The sequence below is a fragment of the Ideonella alba genome (genome assembly GCF_018069875.1).
In the GTDB taxonomy this organism is placed as follows: domain Bacteria; phylum Pseudomonadota; class Gammaproteobacteria; order Burkholderiales; family Burkholderiaceae_C; genus Ideonella; species Ideonella alba.
This window is the reverse complement of record NZ_JAGQDF010000005.1, coordinates 114,593-138,559: the sequence shown is the minus strand read 5'-3', so window position 1 is coordinate 138,559 and position 23,967 is coordinate 114,593. Positions and strand designations below refer to the sequence as shown.

At 71.9% G+C, this 23,967-nt stretch carries 27 protein-coding genes; 15 read left to right on the top strand and 12 right to left on the bottom strand.

Going from position 1 to position 23,967, the window contains the following annotated elements:
• The first annotated feature begins 7 nt into the window (after positions 1-7).
• Genes radC through KAK07_RS10200 form a run of 3 tightly spaced genes read left to right on the top strand, consistent with a single transcriptional unit; the run spans position 8 to position 3,747 of the window.
• Positions 8-682 (top strand): RadC family protein, encoded by a 675-nt coding sequence (gene radC / locus KAK07_RS10210; protein WP_210855594.1) that lies wholly within the window; start codon positions 8-10, stop codon positions 680-682.
• 42 nt (positions 683-724) lie between these two features.
• Entirely contained in the window at positions 725-1,648 is a 924-nt protein-coding gene (locus tag KAK07_RS10205) for a class I SAM-dependent methyltransferase (protein WP_210855592.1), read from the top strand.
• Positions 1,649-1,659: 11 nt separating this feature from the next.
• Positions 1,660-3,747 carry an EAL domain-containing protein gene (locus KAK07_RS10200; RefSeq protein WP_210855590.1) on the top strand — a complete coding sequence of 696 codons (2,088 nt, stop codon included), beginning with the start codon at positions 1,660-1,662 and terminating at the stop codon, positions 3,745-3,747.
• Here KAK07_RS10200 and KAK07_RS10195 read toward each other — a convergent pair.
• Genes KAK07_RS10195 through KAK07_RS10185 form a run of 3 tightly spaced genes read right to left on the bottom strand, consistent with a single transcriptional unit; the run spans position 3,723 to position 5,734 of the window.
• Positions 3,723-4,730, bottom strand: a complete 1,008-nt coding sequence (locus KAK07_RS10195; protein ID WP_210855588.1) for an LLM class flavin-dependent oxidoreductase — start codon at positions 4,728-4,730, stop codon at positions 3,723-3,725. The two genes, KAK07_RS10200 and KAK07_RS10195, sit on opposite strands and share 25 nt — an antisense overlap.
• 27 nt (positions 4,731-4,757) lie before the next feature.
• A complete protein-coding gene (locus KAK07_RS10190) occupies positions 4,758-5,210 on the bottom strand; it encodes a DUF1569 domain-containing protein (RefSeq protein WP_210855585.1) in 453 nt (150 codons plus the stop codon).
• Positions 5,207-5,734 carry an Mpo1 family 2-hydroxy fatty acid dioxygenase gene (locus KAK07_RS10185; protein ID WP_210855583.1) on the bottom strand — a complete coding sequence of 176 codons (528 nt, stop codon included), beginning with the start codon at positions 5,732-5,734 and terminating at the stop codon, positions 5,207-5,209. Before KAK07_RS10185 ends, KAK07_RS10190 begins: the two co-directional genes overlap by 4 nt.
• Positions 5,735-5,815: 81 nt before the next feature.
• On the opposite strand from KAK07_RS10185, the gene KAK07_RS10180 reads away from it, so the two are divergent.
• Positions 5,816-6,553, top strand: a complete 738-nt coding sequence (locus KAK07_RS10180) for a Crp/Fnr family transcriptional regulator (protein ID WP_210855581.1) — start codon at positions 5,816-5,818, stop codon at positions 6,551-6,553.
• Here the strand turns inward: KAK07_RS10180 and pobA are convergent.
• On the bottom strand, positions 6,520-7,713 hold the full coding sequence (gene pobA / locus KAK07_RS10175) for a 4-hydroxybenzoate 3-monooxygenase (protein ID WP_210855579.1): 1,194 nt from the start codon (positions 7,711-7,713) through the stop codon (positions 6,520-6,522). The two genes, KAK07_RS10180 and pobA, sit on opposite strands and share 34 nt — an antisense overlap.
• A 192-nt stretch (positions 7,714-7,905) precedes the next feature.
• Here pobA and KAK07_RS10170 point away from each other — a divergent pair, with 192 nt between their 5' ends.
• The 4 genes from KAK07_RS10170 to KAK07_RS10155 all read left to right on the top strand — a co-directional run bounded on the left by KAK07_RS10170 (position 7,906) and on the right by KAK07_RS10155 (position 11,239).
• Positions 7,906-8,895 (top strand): hypothetical protein, encoded by a 990-nt coding sequence (locus KAK07_RS10170; RefSeq protein ID WP_210855578.1) that lies wholly within the window; start codon positions 7,906-7,908, stop codon positions 8,893-8,895.
• Between the two features lie 36 nt (positions 8,896-8,931).
• Positions 8,932-9,873 carry an extracellular catalytic domain type 1 short-chain-length polyhydroxyalkanoate depolymerase gene (locus KAK07_RS10165; protein WP_210855576.1) on the top strand — a complete coding sequence of 314 codons (942 nt, stop codon included), beginning with the start codon at positions 8,932-8,934 and terminating at the stop codon, positions 9,871-9,873.
• A gap of 173 nt (positions 9,874-10,046) precedes the next feature.
• Entirely contained in the window at positions 10,047-10,694 is a 648-nt protein-coding gene (locus tag KAK07_RS10160) for a hypothetical protein (RefSeq protein WP_210855573.1), read from the top strand.
• The gene (locus KAK07_RS10155; protein ID WP_210855571.1) at positions 10,691-11,239 is read left to right on the top strand and encodes a DNA-directed RNA polymerase subunit alpha C-terminal domain-containing protein; all 549 of its coding nucleotides are present in this window, start codon (positions 10,691-10,693) and stop codon (positions 11,237-11,239) included. The genes KAK07_RS10160 and KAK07_RS10155 overlap by 4 nt, the downstream gene beginning before the upstream one ends.
• Before the next feature lie 34 nt (positions 11,240-11,273).
• Here KAK07_RS10155 and KAK07_RS10150 read toward each other — a convergent pair whose 3' ends face one another.
• Positions 11,274-12,398 (bottom strand): tetratricopeptide repeat protein, encoded by a 1,125-nt coding sequence (locus KAK07_RS10150; protein WP_210855570.1) that lies wholly within the window; start codon positions 12,396-12,398, stop codon positions 11,274-11,276.
• Positions 12,399-12,481: 83 nt separating this feature from the next.
• On the opposite strand from KAK07_RS10150, the gene KAK07_RS10145 reads away from it, so the two are divergent.
• Entirely contained in the window at positions 12,482-13,267 is a 786-nt protein-coding gene (locus KAK07_RS10145; RefSeq protein WP_210855567.1) for an ankyrin repeat domain-containing protein, read from the top strand.
• A gap of 20 nt (positions 13,268-13,287) precedes the next feature.
• On the opposite strand, the gene KAK07_RS10140 is transcribed toward KAK07_RS10145, so the two are convergent.
• Positions 13,288-13,755, bottom strand: coding sequence for a MarR family winged helix-turn-helix transcriptional regulator (locus KAK07_RS10140; RefSeq protein WP_210855565.1), 468 nt, complete (start codon positions 13,753-13,755; stop codon positions 13,288-13,290).
• Between the two features lie 33 nt (positions 13,756-13,788).
• Between KAK07_RS10140 and KAK07_RS10135 the strand changes: the two genes are divergently transcribed.
• Positions 13,789-14,520: a siderophore-interacting protein gene (locus KAK07_RS10135; protein ID WP_210855563.1), complete on the top strand. Its 732-nt coding sequence runs from the start codon at positions 13,789-13,791 to the stop codon at positions 14,518-14,520.
• A gap of 97 nt (positions 14,521-14,617) precedes the next feature.
• Complete coding sequence (locus KAK07_RS10130; RefSeq protein WP_210855561.1) at positions 14,618-15,118, top strand: DUF4405 domain-containing protein; 501 nt, start codon at positions 14,618-14,620, stop codon at positions 15,116-15,118.
• 1 nt (position 15,119) lies between these two features.
• Here KAK07_RS10130 and KAK07_RS10125 read toward each other — a convergent pair whose 3' ends face one another.
• The 3 genes from KAK07_RS10125 to KAK07_RS10115 form a co-directional block, all read right to left on the bottom strand.
• Positions 15,120-15,608 carry an aminoacyl-tRNA deacylase gene (locus KAK07_RS10125; RefSeq protein WP_210855559.1) on the bottom strand — a complete coding sequence of 163 codons (489 nt, stop codon included), beginning with the start codon at positions 15,606-15,608 and terminating at the stop codon, positions 15,120-15,122.
• 1 nt (position 15,609) lies between these two features.
• Positions 15,610-16,671: an aldo/keto reductase gene (locus tag KAK07_RS10120; RefSeq protein WP_210855557.1), complete on the bottom strand. Its 1,062-nt coding sequence runs from the start codon at positions 16,669-16,671 to the stop codon at positions 15,610-15,612.
• Positions 16,672-16,741: 70 nt separating this feature from the next.
• The gene (locus tag KAK07_RS10115; protein WP_210855555.1) at positions 16,742-17,347 is read right to left on the bottom strand and encodes a hypothetical protein; all 606 of its coding nucleotides are present in this window, start codon (positions 17,345-17,347) and stop codon (positions 16,742-16,744) included.
• Between the two features lie 24 nt (positions 17,348-17,371).
• On the opposite strand from KAK07_RS10115, the gene KAK07_RS10110 reads away from it, so the two are divergent.
• From KAK07_RS10110 to KAK07_RS10100, 3 genes are read left to right on the top strand one after another with little or no spacing between them, the layout of a single operon-like run.
• Positions 17,372-17,950 carry a DUF2975 domain-containing protein gene (locus KAK07_RS10110; RefSeq protein WP_210855553.1) on the top strand — a complete coding sequence of 193 codons (579 nt, stop codon included), beginning with the start codon at positions 17,372-17,374 and terminating at the stop codon, positions 17,948-17,950.
• The gene (locus tag KAK07_RS10105) at positions 17,950-18,165 is read left to right on the top strand and encodes a helix-turn-helix domain-containing protein (RefSeq protein ID WP_210855552.1); all 216 of its coding nucleotides are present in this window, start codon (positions 17,950-17,952) and stop codon (positions 18,163-18,165) included. Before KAK07_RS10110 ends, KAK07_RS10105 begins: the two co-directional genes overlap by 1 nt.
• On the top strand, positions 18,152-18,730 hold the full coding sequence (locus KAK07_RS10100; RefSeq protein ID WP_210855550.1) for a hypothetical protein: 579 nt from the start codon (positions 18,152-18,154) through the stop codon (positions 18,728-18,730). Before KAK07_RS10105 ends, KAK07_RS10100 begins: the two co-directional genes overlap by 14 nt.
• A gap of 15 nt (positions 18,731-18,745) precedes the next feature.
• Here KAK07_RS10100 and KAK07_RS10095 read toward each other — a convergent pair whose 3' ends face one another.
• From KAK07_RS10095 to KAK07_RS10085, 3 genes are read right to left on the bottom strand one after another with little or no spacing between them, the layout of a single operon-like run.
• Positions 18,746-20,704: a putative bifunctional diguanylate cyclase/phosphodiesterase gene (locus KAK07_RS10095; RefSeq protein WP_210855548.1), complete on the bottom strand. Its 1,959-nt coding sequence runs from the start codon at positions 20,702-20,704 to the stop codon at positions 18,746-18,748.
• Positions 20,701-21,207, bottom strand: coding sequence for a YfiR family protein (locus tag KAK07_RS10090; protein WP_210860586.1), 507 nt, complete (start codon positions 21,205-21,207; stop codon positions 20,701-20,703). Before KAK07_RS10090 ends, KAK07_RS10095 begins: the two co-directional genes overlap by 4 nt.
• A gap of 5 nt (positions 21,208-21,212) precedes the next feature.
• The gene (locus KAK07_RS10085; protein ID WP_210860578.1) at positions 21,213-23,159 is read right to left on the bottom strand and encodes a TonB-dependent receptor plug domain-containing protein; all 1,947 of its coding nucleotides are present in this window, start codon (positions 23,157-23,159) and stop codon (positions 21,213-21,215) included.
• 178 nt (positions 23,160-23,337) lie between these two features.
• Here KAK07_RS10085 and KAK07_RS10080 point away from each other — a divergent pair, with 178 nt between their 5' ends.
• Positions 23,338-23,961, top strand: coding sequence for a DUF7901 domain-containing protein (locus KAK07_RS10080; RefSeq protein ID WP_210855542.1), 624 nt, complete (start codon positions 23,338-23,340; stop codon positions 23,959-23,961).
• The last annotated feature ends 6 nt before the right edge of the window (positions 23,962-23,967 follow it).

Here is a 23,967-nt window from a genome sequence, read left to right as displayed (position 1 = left end):
GACGGGCATGACGATCAAGGATCTGCCGGCCGAGTTGCGGCCGCGCGAGAAGCTGCTGGCCCGCGGGCCGGCCGCGCTGGCCGACGCCGAACTGCTGGCCCTGCTGCTGCGCACCGGCCTGCCGGGCCAGGGTGTGCTGGCGCTGGCGGGCAGCCTGCTGGAACGCTTTGGCGGCTTTGGCGGCCTGCTGCACGGCACGCCGGCGGATTTCGGCCAGGTCAAGGGCCTGGGGCCGGCCAAGCGGGCCGAACTGGCCGCGGTGATGGAGATGGCGCGGCGCGCGCTGGCGCAGCAGATCCGCGCGGAACCGGTGTTCGACGCCCCGACCAAGGTCAAGGACTTCGTCGCGCTGAAGCTGGGCGGCCAGCGGCGCGAGGTCTTCGGCGTGCTGTTCCTGGATGGCCAGCACCGGCTGATCGAGTGGCGCGAGCTGTTCCAGGGCACCCTCACGCAGACCAGCGTCTACCCGCGCGAGGTGGTCAAGGAGGCGCTGGCGCTGAATGCCGGCGCGGTGATCCTGGCCCACAACCACCCCAGCGGCCTGGCCGAGCCCTCACGCGCCGACGAGTACCTGACCCAGGCGCTCAAGAGCGCGCTGGCCCTGGTGGACGTGCGGGTGCTGGACCACCTGGTGGTGGGCACCGGCCAGGTGGTGAGCTTCGCCGAGCGGGGACTGCTCTGAGCCGGGGTATGGTCGCGGCCACACCCACACGCTGACCTGCCCATGCACGCCCTGCTGACCACCCTGCGCCAGATGACCCTGCCCACCGAGGCGGCGCGGGTCTTCCACGGCCGCGGCGGCCTGCACCCGGGCTGCGAGGCCTGGACGCTGGACTGGTATGACCCGGTCTGGCTGCTCACCAGCTTTGCGCCCGCCAGCGAGGCCGACCTGGCGGCGATCGGCGCCGCACTGGCCGCGCGCTGGGCCGAGCTGGCGCCCGGCCAGCCGCTGAACTGGGTGTTCCAGCAGCGCGACGAGATGCGCGCCGACAACCGTCTGATGGCCGGCCAGATCCCCGAGCCGCATGTCGTCATGCTGAACGGCGCCCGCTTCGGCGTGCACCTGCTGCGCGGCCAGAACCACGGCCTGTTCCTGGACATGGCCGAGGGCCACCGCTGGGTGCGCGAATGGGCGGCGGCGCATCCCGGCGCGCGGGTGCTGAACCTGTTCGCCTACACCGGCGCCTTCTCGGTGGCGGCCCTGCGCGGCGGCGCCGCCCGGGTGGACAACTACGACATGGCCCGCGGCGCGCTGGCCATCGCCAAGCGCAACCACCTGCTCAACGGCCTGGACCAGGGCGCGGCCTTCCTGCCGCACGACATCTTCAACTCCTGGGGCCGCATCACCCGCCACGGCCCGTATGACCTGGTGGTGATGGACCCGCCCAGCCACCAGAAGGGCAGCTTCGTCGCCGACAAGGACTGGGCGCGCCTGCTGCGCCGCCTGCCTGAGCTGCTGGCGCCCGGCGGCGAGGCCCTGCTGTGCCTGAACTCGCCCAAACTGGGTGAGGAGGTCCTGCGCCAGACCCTGGCTGAAGCCGCGCCGACGATGGAAGTGGTTGCGCGCCTGCCCAACCCCGCGGCCTTCGCCGACGTCGATCCGCAGCGCGCGCTCAAGGTGCTGCAGGTGCGTCGCGCGGCGGCGTAGCATCGGCGGCCATGATCGACCGCGCACGCCTGTGGCTGCTCGCCGTGCGCGACAGCTTCGTGATGCTGTTGCCGCTGACGGCGCTGGGCATCGGCGCGGTGCTGCTGTACCACTTTCCCTGGGCGCCCTACCGGGACCTGACCCAGTCCTGGTTCGGGCCGGACTGGGCGCATGCGCTGAAGGCGGTCGAGCGCTCGACCCTGGGCGTCTTCGGTCTGGCCCTGTCGGCCCTGGTGGCGGTGCGGCTGACGCGTCTGCTGCCGCCGCCGCGCGCGCTGGACCAGCACCTGCCGGCGCTGGCCGTGGGCACCCTGTCGATGGCGAACTACCTGCTGTGCGGCCGCATGCTCCACCCAGGCCAGCCGCCGGTGCTGGACAACCTGGTGCAGGGCATGCTGGTGGGCGTGGCCACGGCGGAGCTGCTGCAGCGCTGCGGCGCCTGGCACTGGCTGTGGCCCCGCGGGCTGCCCTTCGGCAGCGATGGCCAGTTCTTCCATGCGCTGCGCATCACGCCGGCGGCGGTGTTGAGCAGCCTGGTGCTGATGGGCGCCGCCTGGCTGCTGGCACCGCTGCTGCGCCCGGACGGCCAGTGGGTCGACCCGGCACTCGCCTGGCTCCACGCGCGCAGCAACCCCCAGCAGTGGCTGACACTGACCGCGGTGCTGCTCAATCAACTCGCCTGGAGCGTCGGCATTCCCGGGGGGCATCTGCTGGACATGGACACCGCCACGCTGTTCGCACCCACCGGCGGCCCGCCACTGCCGGGCCGGATGTGGCGGCCGGTGTTCGACAGCTTCGTGCTGATGGGCGGCAGCGGCGCCACCTTCGGCCTGATGCTGGCGATGCTGTTCAACAGCCGCCCCGGGGCCACCCGGCGACTGGCCTGGCTGTCGCTGCTGCCGGGCAGCTTCAACATCAACGAGACCCTGATCTTCGGCCTGCCCCTGGCCCTGAACCGCCACTTCCTGCCCGCCTTCATCGGCGTGCCGGTGCTGATGGCGGTGCTGACCCTGGTCGCCTTTGACCACGGCTGGCTGGCGCTGGCGATCAGCGATGCCCGTTCGGTACCCTGGACCACGCCGCCGTTGATTTCCGGCTGGCTGATCACCGGTTCCTGGCGGGGCGCGGCCTTCCAGGCGCTGCTGCTGGCGCTGTCGACCGCGCTGTACTGGCCACTGGTCAGCCGCTGGGAACGCCGCCGCGAAGCCCTGGACAGGCAGACCCTGGACGCCACGGTGGCCGCGCTGCTGGACACGACCGCCGGCACCGTGCCGCCGCTGCGCCGGCAGGACAACGTGGGCGGCAGCGCACGCGAACTGCTGGCCGACCTGCGCCAGGCCCTGGAGCGCGGCGCGCTGGTGCAGCACTACCAGCCGCAGGTCGATACCGCAGGCCACTGCGTCGGCGTCGAGGCCCTGCTGCGCTGGCATCACCCGCGCCATGGCCCGATCGCCCCAGGCGCAGTGGTCGCTCTGGCTGAGCAGGGTGGGCTGATCGACGCCCTGGGCGACTGGGCGCTGGACACCGCGCTGGCCTGCAAGGCCCGCTGGAACCGCCAGGGACTGCCGCCGGTGGTGATGGCGGTGAACCTCTCGCCCACCCAGTTGCGCGACCGCCGCCTCGCCCAGCGCATCGGTGCGGCGCTGCAGCGCCACGGCCTGCGCGCCGAGGAGCTGGAGCTGGAGCTGACCGAAACACACGCGGTGCCTGCGCTGCGCGAGGTCGACGAGACGCTGCAGGCGCTGGCGCAGACCGGCGTGCGCCTGTCGATGGATGACTTCGGCATGGGCTATTCGTCGCTGCTGCAACTGCGCCGCATCCCGGTGCACACGATCAAGATCGACGGCTCGATCACCCGCGACATCGTCAGCAGCCGCAGCGACGCCGACATCGTGCGCAGCATCGCCCAGCTGGGGCGCGCGCTGGGCGTGCGGGTGCTGGCCGAGTTCGTTGAAACCACCGAGCAGCGCCAGTGCCTGGCCGAACTGGGCTGCGGTCTGTTCCAGGGCTACCTGCACAGCCGGCCGCTGTCGGCCGAGGACTGCGCCGCGCTGCTGCAGACGGCGGGCGGTCGTCAGCCCAGCGTCGCCATCGCCTGAGCCGCGATGTCCAGCGAACGCCAGCGCAACTCGGGCTCGTAGACGTCGCAGACCAGCATCAGCTCGTCGGCGCGGGTGGCCTCGAGCAGGGCGGCGAAGCCCTGGCGCACGGTGTCGGGCCCGCCCACCACGGCGCAGCCCAGGAAGTCGGCGATGCCGGCGCGCTCCGCGGGCGACAGTGACTCGACGAACCCGGCCTGCGGCGGCTGCAGGCGCTGGCGGTCGTTGCGCAGGATGCCCAGCACCCGCTGGTAGACGCTGCTGGCCAGGAACTGCGCCTCGTCGTCGGTGGGGGCCGCCACCAGTGGCACGCCGATGATCACCTTCGGCTGGGCCAGTTCGGCGCTGGGGCGGAACAGCCGGCGGTACAGGTCCAGCGCCTGCAGCAGCAGCCGCGGCGCGAAGTGCGAGGCAAAGGCATAGGGCAGACCGCGCTCGGCCGCCAGCTGGGCCGAGAACAGGCTGGAGCCGAGCAGCCAGATTGGCACGCGCGTGCCGGCGCCGGGCATGGCCAACACGCGCTGGCCTGGGGCGGGGTCGTCCAGCAGTTGCTGCAGCGCGGCCACGTCGCGCGGGAAGTCCTGCTCTGATTCAACCCGGTCGCGGCGCAGCGCGCGCATGGTCTCGCGGTCGGTGCCGGGCGCGCGGCCCAGGCCCAGGTCGATCCGCCCGGGGTAGAGCTCGGCCAGCGTGCCAAACGCCTCGGCCACCACCAGCGGCGCGTGGTTGGGCAGCATCACCCCGCCCGAGCCGACGCGGATGCGCCGCGTGGCGCCGGCGATGTGGCCCACCAGCACCGCGGTGGCGGAGCTGGCGATGCCCGCCATGTTGTGGTGTTCGGCCAGCCAGTAGCGGGTGAAGCCCAGCCGCTCGGCATGCAGGGCGGTCTGCCGGGCCACGGCCAGCGCATCAGCCACGCTGCGCCCATCGCGCACCGCGACCAGATCCAGCATCGACAGGGGAACGGGCTGCATCGGGTTCATCACCCGATCATCGCACCCAGACCAAAGTCACTCGGCCAGGAAGGCCTGCAGGTGGTCGGCCAGGTGCATCGCGTGGGCCTGCTCGTGACCGGCGCGGTCGAGTGCGCCGTAGGCGAAATGCGGTGACCAGGGCCCGGGCCAGGCGCGGAAGGCCGCGATCGCCGAGTGCAGCCGGGCCAGGGCCTGGGCCTCGTCGGCATGGTCGGGCGGCGGGGGCTCGCCGGGCACCGGCGCACGGCGGTCGTGCGACATCCAGCCACGCCGCCGGAACACCGCGAAGGCCAGCGCACCTACGCTGAGCTGGAACCAGCGCGGCTTGGGCTGCGGGAAGCCCTGCATCGAGTACTCGATGCCCTGCGCGCAGTGCAGCAGCGCCTGGGCCAGGGTACGGCCTTCGACCACGGCCGGAAGCGACGAGCGCGGCAGCGCTGCCAGCCCGGTCAGGGCCGCGTCGAAGTCGTGCCAGCGCAGGCGGCTCATCCGCGGGCCTGCGGCGCCAGGGCCTGCGGATCCCGACGGGCCACCGGGCCGGCCGCGGCATCGATCGCCTGCGCCACCTCGCGGCGCCAGCCCAGCCGGAATCCCGCCTCGGCCGCCACGAACAGCGGCCCGATCACCAGGCCGACCAGATCATCCACGAAGGCCGGCTTGCGGCCTTCCCACCAGTGGCCGACGAACTGGAAGACCCAGCCGACGATGAACAGGCCGATGCCCCAGGCCAGCCAGCTGGCGGTGCTGCCCGCGGCCAGCCCCTGGGCGCCCCAGAGCGCCAGTGCCAGCAACGCCGTCATCGCCACGCCGTAGCGCCCGTCCAGGCGCAGGTAGTACACCGAAAAGGCCGCCGCCAGCGCCAGCGCAGGCGACAGCGCGCCCCAGGCGGGACGCGACAGCAGCACCGCGATCGCGAACGTGATCATCGGGATGCCCACGAAGTGGGTGGCGATGTTGCGCGGGTCGCGGTGGTAGCGGGCGTACTGGATCAGCTGTTCGTTCAGGGTTTTCATGGTGGCACCTCGGGGACGCTGGGGGCGCAGTATTCGGCCTGAGGCGGCCCGGCGACTATCGGGCAGCCGACAATTCCCACGATGCCCCGCTCAGGACAAACCCCGACCGATGACTGGCTGACCCCGCTGCGGGCCGGCCGCTGGTTTGCCGACCTGGGCGAGCCCGCCCAGCGCGCCCTGCTGGCCGAGGCGCGCTGCGTGACGCTGGGCGCGGGTGACACGCTGTTCCGGCGCGGCGATGCCTGCGACGGCCTGTATGCGGTGCTGGATGGCGCCGTGCGCATCGGCGCGGTGGACGCCGCCGGGCGCGACCTGCTGCTGCAGGTGCTGGGCGCGCCGCACTGGTTCGGCGAGATCGCGGTGATCGACGGTGGCGCGCGCACCCACGATGTCAGCGCCCGCGGCGAATGCCGCCTGCTGCAGGTGCCGCAGGCGGCGCTGCAGGCCTTGCTGGCGGACGATCCGCTGTGGTGGCGTCACCTGGGTCGGCTGCTGGCCGAGAAGTCGCGCGCGCTGCTGGCCGGCCTGGAGCAGATCGCGGCCCTGCCGGCGCCGCAGCGCATCGCGCTGCGCCTGCTGGCGCTGGCCGAGGGGCACGGCATGCTGGCCCCGGGTGTGGTGCAGCGCGAGCTGGCGCTGAACCAGGAACAGCTGGGCGCGATGCTGGCGCTGACGCGCCAGACCGTCAGCGAGACCCTGGGCGACTTCGAGGCCCGCGGCTGGCTGCGCCGCGGCTATGGCCGCATCGAGCTGCTCAATGCCGACGCGCTGCGCGCACTGGCCGATCAGCCACCAAAGTCCAGCGGCAGGCCGACATAGTTCTCGGCGATGGTCTTCAGGCCGTTGGCCGAGTGCATCAGGTAGTCGAGTTCGGCACTCTTGAGCTTGGCCTCGATCGGGCCCTCGTCCGGGAAGCGGTGCATCAGCTGCGTGAACCACCAGCTGAAGCGCTCGGCACGCCAGATGCGGCGCAGGCAGCGCTGCGAGTAGTGGTCGATGCCGGCGTCGCTGCGCTCGGCGTAGTGCTCGATCAGCGCGCTGCTGAGGTATTTCACATCGGTGGCCGCCAGGTTCAGGCCCTTGGCGCCGGTGGGCGGCACGATGTGGCCGGCGTCACCCGCCAGGAACAGGCGGCCAAAGCGCAGCGGCTCGGTGACGAAGCTGCGCAGCGGGGCGATGCTCTTCTCGATCGATGGCCCGGTGACCAGCTTGTCGCGCCCCTCCTCGTCCAGGCGCAGGCGCAACTCCTGCCAGAAGGCCTCGTCGGTCCACTCCTCGATCTTGTCGGTCAGCGGCACCTGCAGGTAGTAGCGGCTGCGCGTGGTGCTGCGCTGCGAGCACAGGCTGAAGCCGCGCGGCGTGGCGATGTAGATCAGCTCATGGTGCACCGGCGGTGTGTCGGACAGCAGGCCCAGCCAGCCGAAGGGGTAGACCTTCTCGTACTCGGTGATCGCGCTGCGCGGCACGCTGGCGCGGCACACGCCGTGGAAGCCGTCGCAGCCGGCGATGAAGTCGCAGTGGATCTCGTGCGCGACGCCGTCCTTGGTGTAGGTCACGCGCGGGTGGGCGGTGTCGAAGTCGTGCACCGCCACGTCGCGCGCTTCGTACACCGTGGTGAGGCCCGCGGCGGCGCGGGCTTCCATCAGGTCGCGCGTCAGCTCGGTCTGGCCGTAGACCATCACATGCTGACCGCCGGTCAGGCCCGCCAGGTCCACGCGGTGGCGCTGGCCGTCGAACAGCATGTCGAAGCCGTCATGCACCAGGCCCTCGCGGTGCATGCGCGCACCCACGCCGGCCTCATCCACCAGGTCGATCGTCACCTGCTCGAGGATGCCGGCGCGGATGCGGCCCAGCACATAGTCGCCGGTCTGGCGCTCGAGGATGATGGCTTCGATCCCGGCCTTGTGCAGCAGCTGACCCAGCAGCAGGCCTGAGGGGCCGGCGCCAATGATTGCGACCTGGGCGCGTTGAGTGGCCATCGGAAACTCCTGATCGGTCGAGGGAATGGACGCGCATTGTTCGCCGTGGCAATGGCGCCGGCACTGCGCGGAAGGTCTAGCTGCTATACGGCCACAGCATAGGCAACGCCCAGCGCTCGCCGCTCCATGATCCGCCTGGCCCCCAGAAGCGGCGTACACCGATACACCCGCCGCTCGCAGAGGAGTCACACCATGCCCCCCAGCCGTCGTCTGATCTGTCTGGCCGCCCTGGCCGCGTGGCCCATGTGGAGCGCCGGCCAGACCGATGCGTCCACACTGCCCATTCAGGTCAATGTGGTGAATCCGGAAGACCTGCTCGACTCCAACAAGACCGTCGTCATCCCTACGGTCTACCTGACGCTGCTGGTCGATGGCCGGGTGGCGGCCACCAAGCAGTCGGGCCTGTTCAGCGGCGGCAACAACAGCGCCAAGGCGTCGGCCAGCTACCAGGTCGAGGGCCTGGACAAGGCCTTCGCGCAGCAGCTCGCCCAGGCCGCCTACGACGACGCCGTGACGCGCCTGCGCGCCGCGGGCTACACCGTGCTGACCTGGGCCGACATCAAGGACCGCGACATGGTGCGCGGCCTGGCCCGCGACACCAGCACCGGCCCGATGGGCCTGCCCACCGTCTCCGAGGGTGGCAACAACTACGTCATCGCCACGCCCAGCGACGAGCAGTTCTTCAAGAAGGGCCTGGGCGGCGGCTGGTTCGCCGAGTTCCAGCAAGGCGGCAAGAACCGCTTCACCGATGCCACGCTGATCATCCCGACCTACACCATTCACGCCCCGCAGGCGTGGACGGGCACCAGTGCCGGCTACAAGAGCATCTCGGCCGAGGCCAACGTGGCCGAGGGCATGAACCTGTGGGTGGCCAACGCGCACTGGATGGGCCAGCCCAAGTCGCGCATGATGCGCGGCATCCCGGGCGTGGCCACCAAGCAGCAGGTGATCAACGTCACCGAGAAGGCGGGCACCGTGACCAAGGTGGCCGACACCACGCCGCAGACCGCCAATGCCCTCAGCGGCCTGCTGGGTGCCCTGACCGGCACGGGATCGATCAGCGCCAGCAGTGGCCAGTACAAGCTGACCATCGACCGCGAGGCCTACACCCAGGGCGTGATGAACGGCGTGCGCGCCTTCAACGCCGAGCTGGCCAAGGCCGCCGCCGAAGCCAAGCCCTGAGGACCCCGGGACCGCACAGCGGCGCACAATCGCCGCATGACGCTGCGCCTTCGCCTGCTGCTGCTCCTGTGTGCCCTGCTCGGTCTGCCGGCGCACGCCGCTGACCTGGCCGCCGGCACCCACCACTGGCGCCTGGACTGGGCCGGCCAGTCGCGTGAACTGGTCGTGCATGTCCCGCCGGGCCTGCCCGCCGGCCTGCCGGTCCCGCTGGTGCTGGCGCTGCACGGCGGCGGCGGTCATGCGGCCTTCATGGCCGACGACGAGCGTTACGGCCTGAGCCGCCAGGCCGACCGCAGCGGCTTCGTGGTGGCCTACCCGAACGGCTTCAGCCGCCTGCCGGGCGGGCGCTTCGCCACCTGGAACGCCGGCGGCTGCTGCGGCGCCGCCCGCGACCGCGGCAGCGACGACGTGGGCTTCATCCGCGCCGTGGTGGCGTCGGTGCGCGAGCGCATCACAATCGACCCCACGCGCATCTTCGCCACCGGCATGTCCAACGGCGGCATGCTGGCGCACCGCCTGGCCTGCGACGCGGCCGACCTTTTCCGCGCCGTGGCCGCGGTGGCCGGCACCGATGCCACGCGGCAGTGCACACCGTCGCGGCCGGTGTCGGTGCTGCACATCCATGCGCGTGACGACACCCACGTACTGTTCAACGGCGGCGCCGGGGCGGAAGCCTTCCGCGATCGCGCCCAGGTGATGGACTTCGTCTCGGTGCCCGACACCATTGCCCGCTGGGTGCAGCGCGATCGCTGCAGCGGCGCACCCCAACGCATCCTGGAGCGGCCGGGCGCTTACTGCGAGGAGCACCGCGACTGTGCCGGTGGCAGCCGGGTGCGGCTGTGCGTCACCGACACCGGTGGACACTCCTGGCCCGGGGCCGAGCAGGTGCGGCGTGGCAAGCCGGCGGCGTCCACCGCGCTGGATGCCAACGAGGCGATCTGGCGTTTCTTTGACGACGTGTCGTCCGCGCGCCGCTGAGCAGCCCGCGCGGCTGTCAAGGGGTTCCCGAACGCGCCGCCCGGTTGTTCGCTTGCGGCCCGACCCGCTGCGGCGGATCATCACCACCGATCGCACCTGACGCCTGTGGCCGGCCCTTGCCGGCGGCAGGCGCGGTGCGATTGTCTTTGTGGGGTCGCCAGCAGGAGCAATGCATGCACATCTCGGAACTGATTCAGCTGATCGAGGCCGCGGTGCCGCCCGGTGCGGCGCCGGGCACCCGCCACACCGTGGAAGGCACAGTCGACACCGGGGCCCAGGCCCATGCGGTGAGCATCGCCATGCGCATCGACCCGGCCGGACGTCGCCGCGAGACCTGGCTGTGTGATGGCATCCGCGTCCAGCCCGCGCTGCTGATGCGCCTGACCTGCGCCCAGCGCGACTGCCCGCAGGCCCAGCAGGCACGGCGCGACTGGCAGAACTTCCACCGCCGCCGGCTGGGCCTGCCGGTCAGCCACGAGCCCTTCGGCGGCCGACATGCCTTCAACCGGGAACGTCGCGCGGACCTGGTGTCGCTGGAGAGCGGCGCCCTGATGCTGCAGGCGCGCCTCAGCCGGTTCCCCGGCTACGCCGCCTGCCCCAACCAGGCCCACCCGCCCACGCGGCGGGATCTGCCGGGCTACGACGTGTTCGAAGGCGGCGAGTACCTGATGGGCGGTGGCCGGCAGGTGCTGCGCGATGGCCGGGTGGTGGACATGGGACCGGCGCTGCCCAGCCTGGAACAGGTGCAGGCGCTGCTCGACCAGAGCCACCAATGCGCCCGGCAGGCGATCGGCCGGGCTGCCGCGGGGGCCCGCTCATGAACGGGCCGCTCGGGAGACTCGAAGCCCAGCGCGGTTCGGTGACCACCGAGGCTGTCGTGGCCAGCGGGCTGGGCCTGACGCTGGGCGGCTGGATGGCCGCGCATCTGCGTCAGCAGCCCGGGGTGCGGGCGGTGCTGCCGCGGGTACGCCCGGCGCCTGCGGGGCGGTCCGGCCAGGGCGAGCGGCTGACGCTGCAGGTGGACGCTGACGCCGGCACCGATCCGCGCGCCACCTTGGCCCGTGTGGCCCGCCAGCTGCGTGCAGTCTGCGTGTCCTTCGCGCCCGAGGCCGCCGCGCCGCCGCCACCGCCGCCGGAGCGCCCGCGCCTGCGCGGCTCACTGGCTTGGCCGCTGGACGCCCTGGGGCTGTCGCTGCGCTGCGAGCTGGCGCTGCGCCGGGCAGGCATCGAACAGCTGGGCGCCCTGGCCGCGCTGGACGAGCGACAGCTGCTGGCCCTGCCGCACCTGGGCAGGCGGCAGGTGGCCGAGGTGGTGGACATGCTGGCCGCTCACGGCTTGCAGCCCGGCACCCCCTTGCCTGGCTGAGGCGGGAGCGGGCGGGTGCCTGCCCGGCCCTCGCTCACCGCTGGCCGATGGGCTTCGACAATGGCACCGGTTGCCAGGCCTGCAGGCGACGCTGGACTTCGGCACGCTGGGTCGCATCGAGCTGCCCGAGTTGGCGGTCACGCATCGGCGCCAGATCATCGTCATGCCGGCTGGCCAGCGACAGCCAGACAGCGCTCTGCACCGGATCCTTCGGCACACCCACGCCGTCTGCCGCCATCAGGCCCAGCATGGCCTGCGCGCGGGGATGGTCGCGCTCTGCCCCTGCGGTCAGCCAACGCGCCGCCGCGGTCAGGTCCTGTGGGAGGCCCTTCCCACCCAGGTATCGACCACCCAGTTCACCCATCGCCGCGGGCAGGCCGCCCTCCGCCGCTCGCTGCAGCCACAGCATGGCCTCATGTTCGTCAACGGAGCCCCCCACACCCTGGATCAGCATGAGGGCCAGGCGAAACTGCGCCTGGGCATGACCCGCCGCCGCAGCGCGCTGAACCCAGGCCCGGCCTTGCACTGCATCTCTTGGCTGTCGGGCCTCGCCCCGCAGGTAGGACAGACCGATGCGGTCCATCGCCGCCGCATGTCCTGCCTCCGCCGCTCGCCGGATCCATTGCAAGGCCTGAGCCAGATCGACGGCCGTACCGCGACCCTCCTCGTACAGCAGGCCCAGGTTGTACGCCGCGCTGCGGTGACCCTGCTCCGCGGCACGGCGGTACCAGTCCACCGCGGCCGCGGCGTCCGCCGAAACGCCGTCGCCCGCGGCCAGCAGCACGGCCGTGTTGTAGGCGCCCTCCACATCACCGGATTCAGCGGCGCGCCGATACCAGCGATAGGCCTCGGCCGGGTCGCGCTGACCCGCCCAGGCGTAGGCATAGGCACTGCCCAGCAGCACCTGGGCCGCGGCGTCACCCGCCTCTGCGGCGGGGCGCAGCAGGGCCATCGCGGCGCCGGGATTGCCGGCCAGTTGCAGGGCCGACGCGTCCTCGACGACACCACCCTGTGATGCCGTAGCCACCAGCAGCCAGGGTGCCAGCAGCAGCGCGCGCAGCCAGACTGCGCTCCTTCGGAGAGAACCCATCGTCACCTCGCTTTCCGGTGTTGGCGTCGCCGGCTGATTCCATGCTGCGCCATCGAGGACACCGACCATTGAGGCAACGCAAGACTGGCCGGCTCGCCGCGCGATGCAATCTGCCCAGATCAATGGTCACCGGTCGCGGCCCAGGAATGTTCATGAGCTACCGAGCCCGCCTGTCCAGCGCCCTTGTGGTGCCGCTCATGGCTTCGGCGACGTTCAGCGCGGTCGCCGACTCGGCAGGCATGCCGGCTTCCGAGGTGCTGCTGTCGCGATGCCTGGACGTCGAGCGCAGCGCACTGCTGCCGCGCCTGGGTGTCGATCCACGACTGCCGGACCGCACTGCGGTGGACACCGCGGCTCGCTACCTGTGCGAGCACGCGGCACGCAGTTGCACCGAGGCCCCGACGGCGGATGCCTGCCAACTGGCCTTGTCCAGGTACGGCTTGGGCAGCGGCGCGATGGTGTCTCCCGGCGGTCGATCCCTGTTTGATGCGGCCTATGTCGGTCATTCGGACCGCGTGGCCACCCTGTTGAAGGACGGCGCCGACCGGAACTGGACCAACGTGGCCGGTTGGACGCCGCTGATGATCGCAGCCGCAGAACGTCACGGCGAGATCGTGGCCATGCTCATTGCCGCAGGCGCCGACCCCAATCGCCAGAACCACCTCGGCCGCACAGCGCTGATGTTTGCCAGCAGCTATGGGGAGCTGGACATCGTGCGGCAACTGGTGGCGGCCGGCGCCAACGTCGACCTGGTGCCCGGCGATGGCGTGGGCATGACCGCGCTGATGGCGGCAGCAGCGCGAGGTCATGTCGAGGTAGTGGCAGTGCTGCTGGATGCCCAGGCCACGCCGTCGCTGAAGGCAAAGAACGGCAAGACCGCATTGGATCTGGCCCGCGAAGGCAATCACACCCGCGTCGTCGAACTGTTGGATCGCTGACGGTCTACCCCGCCGGGCACTCAGCCAGCGCCGGCCCGCATACCCGCCGCGATGCGCTCCAGCAAACTGCGCAACTGCTGCAGTTCGGCCGCGTCCAACACCGAAAAGGCCTGCGCCGCGCTGCGGCCGCGCACCTGCATCACCCGCTGATGCAGACGCGCCGCTGCAGCGGTGGGGTGAAGCCGGGAAACGCGGCGATCATGCTCGTCGGTGCGCGCCTCCAGCAACCCGCGCTCGCGCAGCGCCGCCACCAGTCGCGCCACCTGGGCCTTGTCGCGGCCACTGTGCTCGACCAGCTGCGAGGCGGTGGCGCCGGGGTGACGCAGGAAGAAGCCCAAGGCCCGGCCTTCCATCGGTGCCAGGCCGTCGTCCAGCGGCTCCGCCGCGGCGGCGGCGCGCAGGCGGTGCACCACCGCGTGCAGAGCCTCGACGACGCCCGCCACCGGGTCCTCGGGCTTTTGGTTGACACTATCAACTTTGTTCGGCATGATGGATGACATTATCAACCAACAAGACCCCGAATGGAACACAGCCTCCAGGAACGCCGCGTGCGGCGTGTCCGCCATGAACTGAAGCTGCGCACGCTGCAGGTGCTGCGCGTGGAACACCCCCACCCGGCCTTGGCGCGGGTGGTGCTGGGCGGCGAGGACCTCGCCGACTTCCTGTCCCTGTCCTTTGACGACCACGTCAAGCTGTTCGTGCCCGACGGCGCGGGCGGCGAGGCCCGCCGCGACTACACGCCCCAGGCCTTTGATGCGGCCCGCCGCGAGCTGACGATCGAGTTCGCGCTGCACGGCCATGGCCCCGCCACCACCTGGGCGCGGCAGGCCCAGCCGGGTCAGTGGCTGAAGGTGGGCGGGCCGCGCGGCTCGATGGTGATCGATCCGGACCTGGCGCTGGTGCTGGCCGGCGACGCCTGCGCGCTGCCGGCCATCCGCCGCGCACTGGCCGAGGCCCCAGCGGGCGCATCGGTGCGGGTGATCGCGCTGGTCGACGATGCCGCCGAGCTGGCCCTGCCGGCGACCGCAGCACCCGTCGAGGTTCATCACTGCCGCCAGGCCGAGGACTGGCTGGCCGCCCTGCCCCGGGCCCTGCCCGCCGCCGACGAGGGCTTCGTGTGGTGCGCCGGCGAAGCCGCGCTGATGGCCCGCGCCCGTGACAGCTTGCAGGCCGCAGGCCTGCCGGTGGCCGCGATGCGCGTGGCCGCCTACTGGAAGCGCGGCGCTGCCGACTTCCACGACACCCTGGCCTGAACGCGCGCCCATTTGACCTGGCTCAGAGTCGCGCTACAGAGCCTTCACATGCGCTGGCTATCCTGAACCCGATCTCCGCTCACGTCCCCTGCACACCATGAAGATCTCCCGCGAATGGGCCACGCCGCTGACCATCGGCAGCTTCGCCCTGATGGCCGTCACCGGCGTCCTGATGTTCTTTCACCTCGACAGCGGCCTGAACAAGACCGCCCATGAATGGCTGGGCTGGCTGATGGTGGCCGGCGTGGCCGCCCACGCCGCTGCCAACTGGCTGGGCTTCAAGCGCTACTTCCTGAACAGCGGCACCGGCCGCGCCATCATGGCGGTCAGCGTGCTGGTGCTGGCCGGCAGCTTTGCACCGCCGCCTGGCGCCAGCGAAGGCGGCGGCTCGCCGCCGCAACTGGCGATCCGCGCGATCACCCAGGCCCCGCTGGCGCAGCTGGCGCCTCTGACGGGCCGGCCAGTCGAGCAGTTGCAGGCCGACCTGGCCGCCGCGGGGATCGCTGTCGAGGGGCCTCAGGCCACGCTGGCCAGCGCGCTGGGCGGCAACCGCGAGCAGATCGGCAAGGCCATCGGGGTGATGTTCGGCAAGCGCTGAATCACAACGCGCAGTGCACGGCCCGCGCGCCCAGCGGGCCGCTCAGCACCGCGGGCTCGATGCCCACCAGGTAGCCCCGGCGGCCGCCATTGATCAGGATGCGCGGCAGCGCCAGCACACCGGCCTCCACGAACACGCGCATCGCCTTGCGCGTGCCGAAGGGCGAGGTGCCCCCCACCAGGTAGCCGCTGTGGCGCTGCGCCACCTCGGGCTTGCAGGGCTCGACGCTCTTGACGCCGATCTCGCGCGCCAGGTTCTTGGTGCTGACCTGGCGGTCGCCGTGCATCAGGATGATCAGCGGCTCGGCCTTGTCGTCCTGCATCACCAACGTCTTGACCACCGCGTGCTCGTCCCAGCCGAGTTGCCTGGCCGACTCGGCGGTGCCGCCGTGGTCGACGTAGTCGTAGGCATGCTCGGTGTAGGCGATGCCCTGCGCCTTGAGCCACTGCGTGGCCGGCGTCTCGCTGACGTGCCTGTCCTTCTTCGCCATGTCACTGTGCGGGGTCGCGCATCTCCCAGCGGATCTGGTCGATCGCGGCCAGCAGTTCGGGCGAGAGGCTCACGCTCCAGGCGTCCAGGCATGCATCGAGCTGGGCGACGCTGGTCACGCCGATGATGGTGGAGGCCACCCGCCAGTTGCGGTAGCAGAAGGCCAGCGCCATCTGGGCCGGGCTCAGGCCGTGCTCGCGCGCCAGCGCGTTGTAGCGGCGCGCCGCGGTCAGGGCCTCGGGCCGGGCCCAGCGCTGCTTGCGCATGCTCTCGAAGCGGGCGATGCGGCCCAGCTCGGGCTGCGCCGGGTCGAAGCCGGGGCCGTCGTACTTGCCGGTCAGGCCCCCAAAGGCCAGCGGCGAGTAGGCCAGCAGGCCCACCGATTCCTTCTTCATCACCTCGTCCAGACCGTTGTCGACCACGCGGTTGGTCAGCGCATAGGGGTTCTGCACCGTCTGCACGCGCGGCAGGCCGTGGCGCTCGGCCTCGCGCAGGAAGGCCATCAGGCCCCAGGGCGTCTCGTTGGACAGGCCCACATGGCGGACCTTGCCGGCCTTCACCAGCGTCTCCATCGCCCGCAGCTGGGCCTCGATCGAGGTCTGCTCGGCGTCCTTGGACGGGTCGTAGTACAGCGCGCCGAAGGCCGGCGCATTGCGGTTGGGCCAGTGGATCTGGTAGAGGTCGATCACATCCGTCTGCAGGCGGCGCAGGCTGTCCTCGCAGGCCTGGACGATGTGCTCGGGCCTGAGGTCGCGGGCGCCGCCACGAATCCAGTCCATGTTGCGGCTCGGTCCGGCCACCTTGGTGGCCAGCACCACCTGGCGGCGCACTTCGGGACGCTTGGCGAACCACTGGCCGAGGATGGTCTCGGTGGCGCCGAAGGTCTCGCGCCTGGGCGGCACCGAGTACATCTCGGCGGTGTCGAGGAAGTTGATGCCGCGCGCCAGGGCGCGGTCCAGGATGTCATGGGCCAGGTCGGTGCCGACCTGTTCGCCGAAGGTCATCGTGCCCAGGCAGATCGGGGTGACCTGCAGATCGCTCAGGCCGAGGGAAACATGCTTCATGGGGAGGGGTCCAGGTCCGTCGTCAGCCCCTGAGTGTGCCGCATCCGTGCACACCCGGTGGCGCGGCGGCTCAGCAGCGCGGCAGGGCGGGCGGTGCGCCGTCGGGCTGCAGGTCAGCCAGCGTGGCACCGTCCAGCAGACGCAGATCGCTCTGCCCCGGCTTCCAGCGCAACCAGGCGTCCACCGCCACCTCGGCGGGCGGCGGCGGCGTTCTGGCGCGGCTGCAGGCGTTCAGCTCGGCGCCCAGGCCCAGCGTGCGCTTGGCGTCGGGACCATCGGCGTCGCGCCAGGCCTGCATCTCGCGGCGCAACTCGGCCAGGCGCTGCTGCTCGTCGGCCGGCAGCCCCAGCGCCAGCCAGCGACCGCCCGCACGCGGCGCGCTCAGGCCGTGGGTGGCCGCGGCCCCGGACAGCGGCGTCAGGTGCAGATCCATTTCGCGCTTGTCGGGGCGGCCGTTGCCCCGCTCGACCTTGACCCGCACCGTCAGCGCGCCACCGGCCAGGTCCACGCCCTCGGGCAGCCACAGCAACGCGCGCAGCGCGGCGGCATCTACGTCGGCGAACTGCAGGCCGCGCAGCGCCCACAGGCTGGACAGCGGGATCTTGCTGCAACCGGCCAGCAACGCCGCCAGCGCCAGCACCGAACAGCCGCGGAGAAATGATTGTTTGACGTTCATGTTTTATCGTTTTACATTAATTTCATGGACATGGATACCCCTTCCCCCCTGCCCCGCCCCGAACTGGCCCGCCGTCTGCGCGGGCTGGCGCGGGCGGTGCGTGCGCTGGCGCTGCTGGGCGCCCTGGGCCTGGTGGCCTTGCCGCCCTGGATTGCGCTGGGCAGCGGCTCCTCGCTGGAACCCATGCAAGGCCTGTTCGGCGGGCACCTGCTGGACATGGCCCAGGGCGGCATCACGCCTGCCGTGCGCTGGCGCCTGGCGCTGGTGACCGTGCTGCCGGTGGCCGCGGCCCTGAGCGCGCTGTGGCAGCTCTGGACGCTGTTCGGCGCCTACCGCCATGGCGACGTGTTCGGCCCCCTGCCGCTGGCCAGCCTGCGCCGCTTCGGCTGGGCGATGACGGTGCTGGCCGCGGCCCAGCCGCTGAGCACCACGCTGGCCTCGGTGGCCGCCTCCTGGGACAACCCGCCGGGCCAGCGCCTGGTGGCGGTGATGCTGGGCAGCAACGACTACGCGCTGCTGATGAGCGCGCTGGTCTTCGTCGCGCTGGGACGGGTGATGACCGAGGCGGCGCGCCAGGCCCAGGAGATCGAGGCCTTCGTCTGATGCCCATCGTCGTTCACCTGGACGTGATGCTGGCGCGGCGCAAGATGCGCTCGCGCGAGCTGGCCGAGTTGGTGGGCATCACCGAGCAGAACATCTCGCTGCTGAAGTCCGGCAAGGTCCGCGGCGTGCGCTTCGACACACTGGAAGCGATCTGCCGGGCCCTGGACTGCCAGCCGGGCGACCTGTTGCGCTGGGAGCCCGATGAGCCGCACTGACTGGCGCACGGCCACCCTGGTGCTGCTGCTCCACCTGCTGCTGTTCGGGGCCTTGCACACCCTGATGCGGCGCCCGGCCCCCAGCGCCGTGGCGCAACCCGCGCTGCAGTGGATCACGCTGCCACCGCTGACCCAGCCGCCGCCGGTCCCCGCGCGGCGCGTGCCCCCCGCTGCGCCGCCGCCGAGCACCCGCCCGGCAGCGCCGACGCTGCCTGCGCGCACGGCCGCCCCCCAGGAAGCGCAACTGCGCCTCGTCGAGGCGCCCAGCGCGCCTGTGCCGGTGGAGCCGCCTGCGTCGGCCGCCTCGGCGCCCCGCACCCGGCTGCTGGATTCGGCGGCCAGCCGCCAGGCGCTGCGCCAGCTGGGCAGCCAGCCGCTGCTCAGCGAGCGCGCCGCACGGGCGACGGACACCGACATCCAGCGCACCGACACCGCACTGGCCAACGACGTCAAGGCCGCCCAGCACGGCGACTGCCTGAAGGGCGAGTTCGCCGGCAGCGGCATGGGCTTGCTGAGCCTGCCGGCGCTGGCGGTGGCGGCGGCGCGCGGCCAGTGCGCGCGCTGAGCCGCCCGCCGCCGCTCACAGCACGGTCTCGGCCGCCGCCGTCGTCAGTTCCTGGCGCACCCGTTCTTCGAAATCGGCGGCTGACAGCGGCCGGCTGAACAGGTAGCCCTGCCCCTGGTGGCAACCCAGCGCCGCCAGTTCGCGGCGCTGACCTTCGGTTTCGATGCCCTCGGCCACCACCTGCAGCCCGAAGGCCCCGGCCATCGCCACGGTGGCACCGACGATCGCCGCATCCCCTTCATGGACCTGCATCCCGGCCACAAAGGAGCGGTCGATCTTCAGCTTGTTCACTGGCAGGCGCTTCAGGTAGGACAGCGAGGACAGGCCGGTGCCGAAGTCGTCGATGGCCACCTGCACGCCGCGCTGCTGCAGGGCTTCGAGCAGACTGATCTGGCCATCGGCCGTCTCGACCAGGCTGTGCTCGGTCAGCTCCACCGTCAGGTGGTGCGGGTCGGCGCCGCTGGCGGCGATGGCCTGGTCGAACTGCTGGGTCAGCAGGCCGCGGCGCAACTGCTGCGGCGACACGTTGACCGCCAGGTTCAACCAGCCCAGGCCGGCCTGGCGCCAGGCCACCCACTGGCAGGCGGCGGCGCTCAGCACCCAACCGCCGAGCTCGGCGATCAGGCCCGAGCGTTCGGCCACCGGCACGAAGTCGCCGGGCAGCATCCAGCCGCGCAGCGGGTGCTGCCAGCGCACCAGGGCCTCGGCGCCGATGGTGCGGCCGGTCTGCAGATCGACGATGGGCTGGAACTGCAGGCGCAACTCGTTGCGGCGCAGCGCACCGCGCAGGTCGTTGGCGATCTGCATCCATTGCTCGGTGCGCTCGCGCAGCGCCGGCTCGAAGATCACCAGCTGGTTCTTGCCGCGCTGCTTGGCGGCGTACATCGCGATGTCGGCCGCCTGCAGCAGCCCGGCCACGTCGCCCGCATCGCGCGGGAAGCGGGCCACGCCGACGCTGGCGCCCAGCTGCATGTCCGGGGCTTCGGCCAGCGGCTCGATCGCCAGCGCGTCCAGCACCAGGCGGTGGTACATCGCGGGCTGCTCCAGGCCTTGCTCGCAAGGGCAGATCACGACGAACTCGTCGCCGCCGAAGCGGTAGGCCTGCCCGCCGGGCCGCAGGCCGCGCTGCAGCCGCGCCGCCACCCGGGTGAGCACCGCATCGCCCGCTGCATGGCCGAGCGTGTCGTTGATCAGCTTGAAGTCGTCCAGGTCGATCGAGATCAGCGAGAAGGGCCGCTGCGGCCGGTCCCCGGTGCGGACCAGGTCCTGCAGATGGCTGGTCGCCGCATGGCGATTGAACAGTCCGGTGACCGGGTCGCGGTGCGCCAGGTCGTCCAGCCGACGCTCGACACGGTCGATGTCGCGCCGCACGCCCACCGCAAACAGCCAGGCCATGGTCAGCGCCACCGCGCCCACGGCCATCGTCAGGCCGCCGAACACCAGGCCGCGCTCCAGCAGGCTGGCGGTGTCGACCTCCAGTTCCAGGTGGGCCAGCTCGCGTCCGTCCAGCAGCACCGGCGCGGCCACGCGCAGCCGCTCGACCCAGGGCTCGGCCCCCCATCCGCCGGCTGCACGCACGCTGACCTCGCCAACCCGGTCGTAACGACCCAGCAGCAGGCCACCGGCGCCCTGCAGCGTGGCGTGGGTGATCGATGGCACCCCCTCCAGGCTCTGCAAGGACTCGCCCATCGCCGGGCGGTCGTTGAACGCGACCGCCGCGCCGAGCTGCGCGGCCACCAGCCGGGCCTGCTCGGCCGACTGGCGCAGCAGCGCCTCGCGGCCCATCAGGTAGGTCGCCAGGTTCAGGGCGGCGCCGGTCACCAGCAGGGCCAGCGCAGCGGCCCACATCGACAGGCGCGTCAGCCGGGCCGCCAGCGAACCCGGCGCGGGCGGGGTGTGCGCAGACTCGCGTGGCGCGGGCGGCGACGCGCCCAGGGGGCAGGCGGCGCCGTCGGCATCCCTCGGATGGCTCATTCGCGCACCTCCCGGGCCAGACGCAAGGCCTTCGAGCTGATCTGCAGGCCGCCGGCGCGCAGGCCGGTCAGGTCGATGTCGAACACCACCCGATCACCGTGCACCGCCAGCCGCACCGCCCAGGGGCCGGTCGCGTCTCGGCCGTCGGCAATCAGCAGTTGGGCACCTTGGCGGCTTGCCGGGCGCAGACCGGCATCGAGCTGGACCACCTGACAGGCGGCGGTGTCCGCGGACCGGCTCACCGCGCGCACCGCCACGCGGGCGTGCCGCACCGGGCGCTCCTGCAGGCCCTGCAGCGCCGGCCACCAGGGGCTGCCCGGATCGACGCACCAGACCAGCGGCGCGCCCGCGGGCCAGCGGTCCTCGTCAGGCCACTGCGTGAACAGCAGCAGGTTGTAGGCGATCGCGGCCTTCAACGGCCACTCGTCGACCGGCGACGGCGGAGCGGCCCCCGCCGGGCAGAGCGCCCAGCCGAGCCCGGCCATGCACAGCAGCCAGCGCATCCGCCTCATCGCGACGGCTCCCAGGACCACTCCAGCCAGAACTGGCGGGCTTCGCCGCGCACCAGCGGCTGGCGCACAGCGTCCGGCCCCGGGTCGTACCAGCGGCGGTTGGCCAGATTGCGCACGCCCAGCGCGAGCTGCCACTGGCGGTCTTCGCTGCGCAGCGACAGGCGCGCATGGAGCAGGAGGTGGCCGGCGGCGTCGCCGCGCCGCGAACGCGCCAGCGCATCGACCGCCAGCAGGCTGCGTTCGCCCAGCTGCCACTGGGCCTGGGCGCCCAGCAGGCGCTGCGGGTAGGTCAACGCGCCCGGCCACTGCGTGGAGCGCAGGGTCCGGTTCAGGCCCAGCTGCAGGCGGTAGCGGTCGGCCCCCGACAGCGCCTCGACCTCGGCCTCGATCCCCTGGGTGCCGAGCGCGCCCAGGTTGCGCACCTGGTAGCGTTCGGTGGCCGGGTCGTAGTGCAGCACCGTCAGGCCGTCGGCCTGGTTGCGATAGGCCGCCGCCGCGGCGCGCCAGGCTCCGCGCGACCAGTCGATGCCGATCTCGTCGGCGCGCACCTGTTCGCCATGCAGCGCAGGGTTGAGCTGCCAGCTGCCCGGCCCGTCGCCGTGGTAGCGGCGCTCGTAGGCATTGGGCTCGCGGAATGCGCGGCCATGCTGCCAGCGCCAGGTCCATTCAGGGGCCGCGCGCCAGACCAGCGCCAGGCGCGGACTGGTGTGTGCCCGGCCCAGCTCACGGTCCAGGCGCACGCCGGCATGCAGCGTCCAGTCGTCGGCCGGCGACCACTGGTCGTCGACATAGACGCCCCAGCGCCAGCCGCGCTGCAGGTCGTCCAGGTACAGCAGCGGCGCCGGTTGGACATCCGCGTTGTACTGCCGTTGCCGCTGCTGCCGCTGCAGCTCCGCCCCCACGACCACGCGGTGGCTGGCGGTGGGCGACCACAGCAGCCGCCCTTCGAGGCCCCACCAGTCGCCGTCCGCGTAGTCGCGGTTCAGCGTCACCGGCGGGTAGTCGATCGGGTAGTCGCCCAGGAAGCGGTAGCGGCCGGCGAAGGCGCGCACCAGGCCATCCAGGCGCTCGTCCAGCACCAGCCGGCGCTCGACATCGACCAGCAAGGTGCTGTCGACAAAGCGCGCCCGCGTGTCGCCGAACACGATGTCCGGCCCCGCCGGGGTGCCCTGGCTGCGGCGGGATGACATCAGGTTCATGCGCCAGCCCGTGGTCTCCCAGCGGGCCGACCAGCTCTGGCGCGCCAGGCGGGCCGTGCCCTCGGCCTGGCCGGTACCGAACCAGGCCTCCTGGACCGCCTCGCCGCGGTCATGCTGCAATGAGGCGCCCAGCGCCAGGTGACCACCTGCCAGCGCCGTGTCCAGGCTCACCCAGGTGTCCACCGCGGCGCCATGGGACAGGCGCAGGCCGCCGCGCACGCCCGAGGCACCCGACGCGCGCGTGACGACGTTGATGACGCCGAACAGCGCATTGGCGCCGTACACCGCCGAGCCCGGGCCGGCGATGAACTCGACGCGCTCGACCTGCGACAGATCGAGCACGAATTCGGTGCCAAGCATGGCCTGGTCGAAGACGTTGTCGTTGACCCGGTTGCCATCGATCAGCAGCAGGACCCGGGTGTTGTAGTCGCCCGCCGAGGACATGCCGCGCACCGCGGCGTAGCTGTAGCTGCCGTCGCTGCTGATGTCGATGCCCCGCACCAGACGCAGCACGTCGGACAGGCGGCGCAGGCCCAGAGCCTCGATCTGCTGGCGGTCGATCACGGTGACCGAGGCCGGGCTGTCGCTGCGGCGGGTGCCCAGGCGCGACGCCCCGCTGACCGGCAGGTCCAGCAGGGCTTCCAGCGGCAGCTCAGCCAGCGTGGCGTCCGGCGAGGCGATGGCCGGCGCGGCCAACACCAGGCACAGCAGGGACAGGACGGCGCGGGGAAATCGGCAGGACATCGGTGCAGGTCGGCAGCGGGCCCCGGGGTGGGGCCGTCCTGGGGATATCGGCGCGGTGTCGGCCGGATTGAGGCGCACGCCGCAGGAGACCGGCCAGCCCAGCGAGGCGCCAGCCTTGTCCGTCGGCCCCGTTTCGCCATAAAATGGCCATATTGCACATTTATAGACAGGATCCCCGATGCGCCCGCTGCTTCGCTCCGCCTGCCTCACCGCCGCCCTCGCCCTGGGCATGGCACTGTCAGGTCCGGCCTCGGCCGCCAAGCTGTTCCGCCAGGTCGTGTCGGTGCCGGGTGGCCTGGCGCCCTCGGCCCAGTGGGGCGTGGACGGCAGCGACTGGGACCAGCAGGTCTGGGACAACTTCCGCCTGACGACGGACGCCAAAATCACCAGCGTGCACTGGTGGGGCGGCCTGGGCAACTGGGGCACGGCCACCACGGTGGACAGCTTCCACCTGGAGTTCTGGACCTCGATCGACTACCCCGACGGCCGGCCGGTGCAGCCCGATGTCGGCAACTACCAGGGCGGCATGGTGCAGGCCTACCGCTTCGCGATCAGCAAGGTCACGCAGACCGTGGAGGGCGACCGCATCCACTACCAGGTCAAGCTGCCCCAGCCGCTGCTGCTCAAGGGCGCCACCAACTACTGGCTGAGCGTGCTGGCCTGGCAGAGCGGCGTGCCCACCTGGGGCTGGGCCTGGAGCGATGGGGGCGACCACCTGGACTTCTACTGCACCGCCTGGACCGGCGACAAGTTCTACCTGCACGGCAGCCAGGACATGGCCTTCCAGCTGGTGGGCCGCTGAGCGCCT

Bases quoted from the DNA above. Each gene is read 5' to 3' on its own strand.
- KAK07_RS10190 (WP_210855585.1), bottom strand. From the start codon at position 5,210: ATGAGCCGCCTGCGCTGGCACGACTTCGACGCGGCCCTGACCGGGCTG.
- KAK07_RS10080 (WP_210855542.1), top strand. From the start codon at position 23,338: ATGCGCCCGCTGCTTCGCTCCGCCTGCCTCACCGCCGCCCTCGCCCTG.
- KAK07_RS10180 (WP_210855581.1), top strand. From the start codon at position 5,816: ATGCCCCGCTCAGGACAAACCCCGACCGATGACTGGCTGACCCCGCTG.
- KAK07_RS10125 (WP_210855559.1), bottom strand. From the start codon at position 15,608: ATGGCGAAGAAGGACAGGCACGTCAGCGAGACGCCGGCCACGCAGTGG.
- KAK07_RS10120 (WP_210855557.1), bottom strand. From the start codon at position 16,671: ATGAAGCATGTTTCCCTCGGCCTGAGCGATCTGCAGGTCACCCCGATC.
- KAK07_RS10140 (WP_210855565.1), bottom strand. From the start codon at position 13,755: ATGCCGAACAAAGTTGATAGTGTCAACCAAAAGCCCGAGGACCCGGTG.
- KAK07_RS10150 (WP_210855570.1), bottom strand. From the start codon at position 12,398: ATGGTCGGTGTCCTCGATGGCGCAGCATGGAATCAGCCGGCGACGCCA.
- KAK07_RS10170 (WP_210855578.1), top strand. From the start codon at position 7,906: ATGCCCCCCAGCCGTCGTCTGATCTGTCTGGCCGCCCTGGCCGCGTGG.
- KAK07_RS10200 (WP_210855590.1), top strand. From the start codon at position 1,660: ATGATCGACCGCGCACGCCTGTGGCTGCTCGCCGTGCGCGACAGCTTC.
- KAK07_RS10165 (WP_210855576.1), top strand. From the start codon at position 8,932: ATGACGCTGCGCCTTCGCCTGCTGCTGCTCCTGTGTGCCCTGCTCGGT.
- KAK07_RS10115 (WP_210855555.1), bottom strand. From the start codon at position 17,347: ATGAACGTCAAACAATCATTTCTCCGCGGCTGTTCGGTGCTGGCGCTG.
- KAK07_RS10195 (WP_210855588.1), bottom strand. From the start codon at position 4,730: ATGAACCCGATGCAGCCCGTTCCCCTGTCGATGCTGGATCTGGTCGCG.
- KAK07_RS10155 (WP_210855571.1), top strand. From the start codon at position 10,691: ATGAACGGGCCGCTCGGGAGACTCGAAGCCCAGCGCGGTTCGGTGACC.
- KAK07_RS10205 (WP_210855592.1), top strand. From the start codon at position 725: ATGCACGCCCTGCTGACCACCCTGCGCCAGATGACCCTGCCCACCGAG.
- KAK07_RS10085 (WP_210860578.1), bottom strand. From the start codon at position 23,159: ATGTCCTGCCGATTTCCCCGCGCCGTCCTGTCCCTGCTGTGCCTGGTG.
- KAK07_RS10095 (WP_210855548.1), bottom strand. From the start codon at position 20,704: ATGAGCCATCCGAGGGATGCCGACGGCGCCGCCTGCCCCCTGGGCGCG.
- KAK07_RS10090 (WP_210860586.1), bottom strand. From the start codon at position 21,207: ATGCGCTGGCTGCTGTGCATGGCCGGGCTCGGCTGGGCGCTCTGCCCG.
- KAK07_RS10105 (WP_210855552.1), top strand. From the start codon at position 17,950: ATGCCCATCGTCGTTCACCTGGACGTGATGCTGGCGCGGCGCAAGATG.
- KAK07_RS10145 (WP_210855567.1), top strand. From the start codon at position 12,482: ATGAGCTACCGAGCCCGCCTGTCCAGCGCCCTTGTGGTGCCGCTCATG.
- KAK07_RS10135 (WP_210855563.1), top strand. From the start codon at position 13,789: ATGGAACACAGCCTCCAGGAACGCCGCGTGCGGCGTGTCCGCCATGAA.
- KAK07_RS10100 (WP_210855550.1), top strand. From the start codon at position 18,152: ATGAGCCGCACTGACTGGCGCACGGCCACCCTGGTGCTGCTGCTCCAC.
- KAK07_RS10160 (WP_210855573.1), top strand. From the start codon at position 10,047: ATGCACATCTCGGAACTGATTCAGCTGATCGAGGCCGCGGTGCCGCCC.
- KAK07_RS10110 (WP_210855553.1), top strand. From the start codon at position 17,372: ATGGACATGGATACCCCTTCCCCCCTGCCCCGCCCCGAACTGGCCCGC.
- KAK07_RS10130 (WP_210855561.1), top strand. From the start codon at position 14,618: ATGAAGATCTCCCGCGAATGGGCCACGCCGCTGACCATCGGCAGCTTC.
- pobA (WP_210855579.1), bottom strand. From the start codon at position 7,713: ATGGCCACTCAACGCGCCCAGGTCGCAATCATTGGCGCCGGCCCCTCA.
- KAK07_RS10185 (WP_210855583.1), bottom strand. From the start codon at position 5,734: ATGAAAACCCTGAACGAACAGCTGATCCAGTACGCCCGCTACCACCGC.
- radC (WP_210855594.1), top strand. From the start codon at position 8: ATGACGATCAAGGATCTGCCGGCCGAGTTGCGGCCGCGCGAGAAGCTG.